The organism is Thiohalophilus sp., assembly GCF_046483665.1.
Classification (GTDB): Bacteria; Pseudomonadota; Gammaproteobacteria; order UBA6429; family Thiohalophilaceae; genus Thiohalophilus.
On the sequence record NZ_JAWOCR010000046.1, the window covers coordinates 74,461 to 80,883 of the forward strand.

The following is a 6,423-nucleotide window of genomic DNA, read 5'->3' on the forward strand; positions in this document are numbered from 1 at the left end:
ATTATACCGAATCCCGGCGCAGGGCCATATCCTCCACGGCGTAATTGCCTGATTTTTCCGCCATCCGTTCCCCGCTCATGCTAGACTGCGCTCCCATGAGTGCACTGGCTATCGATACCCGGCTCTGGATTTATCTGCTGCTGACCCTGGCTGCCAAGCTGCTGCTCGCCCATTACCTGCCGATGACCGGCGATGAAGCCTATTTCATCGTCTGGGGCAATTATCCCGATTACGGTTATTACGATCACCCGCCGATGGTGGGCTGGCTGCTGACGGCCATGCTCTCGGTCAGCGATGCGCCGCTGTGGTTGCGTCTGCCGCAGGTGCTTTTGACCACGTTCATCGGTCTGGCCATTTACCTGTTACTGCGCCGCACTCACGAAGCGGTGGCGGTAGCGGTGGCAGTCTTGTATCTCATAGCACCGGTGAATGTACTGGGCGTGTTGACGACCACCGACACGCCGCTGATTTTCTGGTCGTTCCTCTCGGCGGTCAGTTTCTATTTTGCCCAGCGCCGCGACAATCTGTGGTGGTATCTGCTGTGCGGTCTGTTTCTGGGGCTGGCGTTTTTCTCCAAGTTTTTTGCCGGGCTGCTGGGCATTGCCTATTTTCTGTACATCGTGCTGTATACCCGCCGCGGCCTGCGGCCCTATCTCGGTCTGCTGCTGATCATCCTCGGCACCCTGCCGTTTATCGGCCTCAACCTGTGGTGGAACTACAATAACTGCTGGAACAACTACCTGTTCAATCTGGTCAACCGTACTGCCGGCTCGGGCTTTTCAGCGGGGACCATGCTGACTTATCTGGTGATGCTGGTTTATCTGGTGACGCCGCCGATTCTTTATTACCTGTTCAAGCAATGGCGGGACGTGAAAGAAAGCCTCACCAGCCGCCAGAGTGTCTTTGGCGGACTGTTTCTGATTCCCATCGGACTGTTCTTTTTGCTCTCCTTCTGGAAAGAGATTGGCCTGCACTGGCTACTGAGCTTTTACCCCTTCCTGTTCCTGGCGCTTGCGCCCATCCTCAGCACCCAGCAACTGCGCAAGTGTCACTATTTCATGTTGCCGTTTACCGTCCTGCATCTGGTCATCATCGGGGCCGTGCTGGTGCTGGCACCCGGTATTGCCAGGGAAATTGATGAAAAAACCTACCGCGATGCTGTGTTCGGCATGCGTGCCGAACAGATTATTGATGCGATGTCTGAATATGATGCGGCGATTATGATGACCGAAAGTTATAGCAAATCTGCTTTGCTGGCCTATCACACCAGACAGCCTGTGCCGGTGTTCAGCGTCAGCTCTTATCATGGTCGTGAAGCCGACAAGCGCACCGACTTCCGCCAGCTGGATGGCAAGGATATCGTGATCTTCAGTTATCACCGGCAGGAAAAATACCGGCCCTATTTTCGCGACTCGGAGATCCATCGCGTCGATGTGGAAGATACCCACTTCTATCTGTTTATCGGCAGGGGCTTTGATTATCAGATCTACCGGGATGACATCCTGCGCGAGGTGGTGGACCGTTATTACCAGATCCCCGACTACCTTCCCACCGGCCAGTGCTACATGTACGAACGCTACGGCTTTAAGTAATGTTGAATGTTGAATTTTGAATGCTGAATTAAATATAAACCGCAATTCAAAATTTAAAATTCAACACTCAAAATTATATCTCTGCGCCTGTGCGTTAAAATGTTTTCTCATTCCTTGTTGCGGATTTGTTCCCGAATAGTGTCAAGTTGTTCGGCGATGGTTTTTTTGACTTCTTTTTCGATGTTGACCACGGTGCGCATCAGGGTGTTGCGAACTTCTTTTTCCAGGCTGGCCTGCAGGTGATCGAGAAATTCCAGCATGGTATCGCTGTCGCTCCGGTTCGGACTGCTCATGGTGATCGCCTCTTCTTGTTTTTCGGCTGAGGGCGTTGCGTTGATCGGTTCGGCTTCGTTGCTGACTTCCGGGATTTCCAGTTGTTCGGCGGCTGCGGGCGAGGGGTCCGGTTCGACAATATCATCCAGCACCGGGACTACCGGATCATTATCGGGCCGGGAGCGGGACGTTTTGAAGTTCCCGGGTTCGTTGGCACGGTTGATGCTCTCGCGAGCGGCGGTCAGCTTGGTCTCGCTTTGTTCCAGCAGACCCTTGATCGACTCCAGGGCATTGAGCAGATTATCTTCTGTTGCGTTGGCGTCAGTTTTGTCGTTCTGCTTGCTCATGCTCACTTGCTATCCAGGTTATGCGTGTTGAGCTCATAGCCGCGATCGCGATAAAACCTGAAGCGTTCGCGCCCGGCCTGGCGGGCCTGTTCATCGCCGGCGATCACTTCCGCAACCCGTTCGAAGCGGCTGAAGAAGGCCGGTACAGTCTCGCCCAGATTGATCAGCACCTCGTTGTGCTGTTCCGGTTCGCCGTCGTAGCCGATGACGATGGCGGCCTGGGCCGCTACTGTATCATCCTGCAGGCAGTGCGGGACAAAACTGCCGTCACGAAACGTCCACAGCAGCTGGTCGAGCTGTTCGGCCTGTTGCCGGTCATCCGTATGTATATATATAGCGTGATTCCGGGTGTAGGCTTTTTCCGCCAGGCGGCAGGCCAGCTGCTGGCGGGCCTGGGCATGCTTGTCTTCGGTAATGTAGAAATCGACCCGGGTCATCAGAGCTGATATTTCTTGCCGCATTGATCCAGCAGGTACTGGGTGAGTAGCGGGACCGGGCGGCCGGTAGAGCCTTTGTCGGAGCCGCTTTTCCAGGCGGTACCGGCAATGTCCAGGTGAGCCCATTTGAGCTTTTTGGTGAACCGCGAGAGGAAGCAGGCGGCGGTGATGGTACCGGCTTCGCGCCCGCCGATGTTGGCCATGTCGGCGAAGTTGCTCTTGAGCTGGTCCTGATATTCGTCCCACAGGGGCAGTTGCCAGGCACGATCCTGGCTCGTCTGGCCGGCAGCCAGCAGGGCGTCGGCCAGTGGCTGGTCATTGCTGAGCAGGCCGCAGGGATGGCTTCCCAGGGCAATGATACAGGCACCGGTCAGCGTGGCGGTGTCGATGACCGTTCGGGGCTTGAAGCGCTCGCTGTAGGTCAGGGCATCGCACAGGATCAGGCGTCCCTCGGCGTCGGTGTTCAGGATCTCGATGGTCTGGCCCGACATGCTGGTGACGACATCGCCCGGCTTGTTGGCGTTGCCGTCAGGAAGATTTTCGCAGGCGGGAACGATGGCCACTACATTGATCGGCGGCTGCAGCTCGCCGATGGCCTGCATGGTTCCGAGAACTCCGGCCGCACCGCCCATGTCGTATTTCATCTCATCCATGGCGGCGGCCGGCTTGATGGAGATGCCGCCGGCATCGAAGGTGATCCCTTTGCCGACCAGGGCATAGGGCCGGGTTTCTTTTTGGGTGCCCTGATATTCGATGACAATCAGTTTGGGTGGCTGGCGGCTGCCCCTGGCCACCGAGAGAAAGGCGCCCATCTTCAGGTCCTCGATGGATTTTTGATTCAGCACCCGTACTTTCATATTGTCATAACCTTTGAGCTGCTTGCCGGCCTGGCTGGCCAGGTAGGTCGGGGTGCAGACATTGCCGGGGAGATTGCCCAGCTCGCGGGTGAAGCTGGATCCCTTGCCGATGGCTTCGCCGATCTTCAGCCCGATGCGGGCGTTCTTGAGTGCCTTGTCATCCACGCACAGTTGTAACTTGCCCAGCGGGTAGTCGGGCTTCTCTTTCTTGCTGAAGGTTTGCTGATAGCGATAGAGGGTTTGATGGGTGAGCTCGGCGGCGCGGCGCACATTCCAGGCTTTGGAGCGATCCTTGACCTCCAGATCGGTCAGGTAACAGGTGGCGTCCCGGGCGCCGGAATCATTCACCGCCGCAATCGCGCTAGTGAGGGCCTTGCTGTACTGTTTCTCATCGAATTCTGACGGCTTGCCGCAGCCGACCAGCAGGACACGTTCGGCCTTGATTCCGGACAGCTGATGCAATATCAGGGTCTGGCCAGGTTTGCCGTCCATATCGCCCTGTTTGAGAATTCGTTGCAGGGCACCGCCACTGGCCTTGTCCAGTGCTCGGGCGTGAGGACCGGGCTGGCGTTTTTCAAACACGCCGACGATCAGGCACTGGCTGGATTGTTGTTCGACGGGGGCGGATTTGAGCGTAATATTCATACTTTGTCCTGTGATTGCTGTGGGACACGGATTGCTGCGTATCAATTCAACGATGTGGGCAATATAATACAGTATTGTTTGTGTACATAAAGAACGAACCGGTTTTCAACCCCTGATTCTGCCGTGATTATAGCCCGTTACCTGGTCAAGGAAGTTTTTCTCACCTTCTCGGCGGTGGCCCTGGTACTGCTGCTGATCGCTCTCAGCGCGCAGCTGGTGGGACTGTTCAACGACGTGGCCCGGGGCTCACTGCAGGTGGACATGGTGCTGCAGATCTTCGGGGTGCGGATTCTCAGTCTGCTGGTCTTTATCCTCCCGCTGGCGCTCTATCTGGCCATATTACTCGCGCTCAGCCGTCTGTACCGTGACAGCGAGATGGCAGCGATTGCCGCCTGCGGGATAGGCACCGGTTATATCCTGCGCGCCATACTGGGTCTGGCACTGGTGGTGGCGGTTCTGCAAGGTTTGCTGAGTTTGCAACTGGCCCCGTGGGCTGAACACCAGGTCCAGCGTCTGACCGCCGCAGCGCAGGCGCGAGGGGATATTCAGGGCATTGTCCCTGGCCGTTTTCAGGAAATGCGCGAGGGAAGCGGGGTCCTCTATGTCGAGGAGCTGGAGCGCGAGCAGAACCGGATGCGCAATGTTTTCGTGCAGCAACAACGGGACGGTTCCAGTTCGATTATCCGTTCTCGCTCCGGACACCAGGTGATAAAAGAGGAAAACGGTGATCGCTTCATGGTTCTGGAAGGCGGCTATCGCTACGAGGGGGAGCCGGGGCAGGATAATTACACGATTATTGAGTTTGAAAAACACGGTATCCGTATCCAGGAAAAACCGCCCGAGATAACCAGTCGCAAACACAAGGCGATCCCTACGCTTGAACTCTGGGAGGAAGATAAACGGGGCTATACCGCAGAATTGCAATGGCGTATTTCCTCAGCCCTGATGTGTCTGGTGCTGGCGGTTCTGGCCGTGCCGTTGAGCGTAACTTCACATCGACAGAATCGCTATGGAAAACTGGCGATTGCGATAGTGTTGTATATGGTGCTGACCAATCTGCTGACCGTGTCTCGCAACTGGTTACTGCATGACAAAATATCCCCGTATATCGGGCTGTGGTGGGTTCATGCTGCGGTGTTGCTGATTGCTGTAGTGTTGTTGTTGCGTCAGGGCGGTATTCACCACTGGTGGCACAGGGGAGCGACAGGCAAATGAAATTACTGGATCGTTACATTGGTCAGGCGGTGATAGTCGGCGTGTTTTCAGTACTCGCCGTACTGGTCGCCCTGTTTGCCCTGATTGGTTTTGTGGACGAGCTCGATCAGCTCGGTCGTGGCAGTTATACCCTCTGGCACGCCCTGCTCTATACCCTGTTAAACACGCCGCGTCAGATGTACGAGATCTTTCCCATGGCAACCCTGCTCGGCACCATGCTCGGCCTGGGTATGCTGGCCAATAATCGCGAGCTGGTGGTAATGCGTACCGCCGGGTTGTCACTCACCCGGATTGTCTGGGCTATCATGAAAACTGCCGCGATGTTGATTCTGCTGGCGATGGTGATCGGTGAAGTTATTGCACCGCCTGTATATGAATACAGCAACCAGAAGCGTCTGGAACTGATGGGGGCGAAAATCAGTCTGAATACCCGCTACGGTCTCTGGGCCCGCGACGGGGATACCTATATCAATGTACGCCGCGTTGACAGCCAGTCAAAACTGCGGGGTATACACCTGTATACCTTCGATGGTCAACGCATGCAGACTGTGATGCGGGCCAGAAGTGCTCACTACGACGGCGAACAATGGTCGTTAAAAAATGTGACGCGCTATGATATTGATGATCAGGCGCTGCAAACAAATAAAGTCGATGATTTGCCCTGGCGTACCTTGCTCGATCCGGCATTAATTAATGTGGTATCGGTGGATCCCGATACCCTCCCGATCTGGCGTTTGTATAACTATATTGATTATCTGCGCGAGAACGGTCTGGATTCGGGCCAATATGAACTGGCTATATGGGGTAAGGCGGTAATGCCCTTGACTCTCGCGGCGATGGTATTGCTGGCGGTACCCTTCGTTTTCGGCGCACAACGTCATACCGGTATCGGTCAGCAGATCCTGATCGGGTTTTTGATCGGGATTGTTTTCTATATCGGTAACCGCCTGGCCGGGCAGATGGGGCTGGTCTACGAGTTCCCGCCGGCGCTGGCGGCCGCTCTGCCGACCGCGCTGGTGATCGGCGCGTCGCTGCTCTGGTTCCGGCGATTACGCTA

The 6,423-nt window shown here is 55.9% G+C and carries 6 protein-coding genes; 3 read left to right on the forward strand and 3 right to left on the reverse strand.

Annotated features, from left to right (window positions below; genetic code table 11):
* Positions 1–95: 95 nt before the first annotated feature.
* On the forward strand, positions 96–1,592 hold the full coding sequence (locus R6U90_RS10495) for a glycosyltransferase family 39 protein (protein ID WP_410352642.1): 1,497 nt from the start codon (positions 96–98) through the stop codon (positions 1,590–1,592).
* 107 nt (positions 1,593–1,699) lie between these two features.
* Here the strand turns inward: R6U90_RS10495 and R6U90_RS10500 are convergent, their stop codons facing one another.
* The 3 genes from R6U90_RS10500 to R6U90_RS10510 are packed head-to-tail and all read right to left on the reverse strand — an operon-like array spanning position 1,700 to position 4,151.
* On the reverse strand, positions 1,700–2,212 hold the full coding sequence (locus R6U90_RS10500; protein WP_410352643.1) for a hypothetical protein: 513 nt from the start codon (positions 2,210–2,212) through the stop codon (positions 1,700–1,702).
* 2 nt (positions 2,213–2,214) lie between these two features.
* A complete protein-coding gene (locus R6U90_RS10505) occupies positions 2,215–2,649 on the reverse strand; it encodes a DNA polymerase III subunit chi (protein WP_410352644.1) in 435 nt (144 codons plus the stop codon).
* Positions 2,649–4,151 carry a leucyl aminopeptidase gene (locus R6U90_RS10510; protein ID WP_410352645.1) on the reverse strand — a complete coding sequence of 501 codons (1,503 nt, stop codon included), beginning with the start codon at positions 4,149–4,151 and terminating at the stop codon, positions 2,649–2,651. The genes R6U90_RS10505 and R6U90_RS10510 overlap by 1 nt, the downstream gene beginning before the upstream one ends.
* A gap of 123 nt (positions 4,152–4,274) precedes the next feature.
* Here R6U90_RS10510 and lptF point away from each other — a divergent pair, with 123 nt between their 5' ends.
* Both lptF and lptG read left to right on the forward strand, forming a co-directional pair.
* A complete protein-coding gene (gene lptF / locus R6U90_RS10515) occupies positions 4,275–5,366 on the forward strand; it encodes an LPS export ABC transporter permease LptF (RefSeq protein WP_410352646.1) in 1,092 nt (363 codons plus the stop codon).
* On the forward strand, positions 5,363–6,423 hold a 1,061-nt coding region (gene lptG / locus R6U90_RS10520; RefSeq protein ID WP_410352647.1), incomplete at its 3' end, for an LPS export ABC transporter permease LptG. The genes lptF and lptG, both read left to right, overlap by 4 nt.

Excerpts from the sequence above, each read along its gene's own strand:
- R6U90_RS10495 (WP_410352642.1), top strand. The coding sequence starts at position 96 with ATGAGTGCACTGGCTATCGATACCCGGCTCTGGATTTATCTGCTGCTG.
- R6U90_RS10500 (WP_410352643.1), bottom strand. The coding sequence starts at position 2,212 with ATGAGCAAGCAGAACGACAAAACTGACGCCAACGCAACAGAAGATAAT.
- R6U90_RS10510 (WP_410352645.1), bottom strand. The coding sequence starts at position 4,151 with ATGAATATTACGCTCAAATCCGCCCCCGTCGAACAACAATCCAGCCAG.
- R6U90_RS10505 (WP_410352644.1), bottom strand. The coding sequence starts at position 2,649 with ATGACCCGGGTCGATTTCTACATTACCGAAGACAAGCATGCCCAGGCC.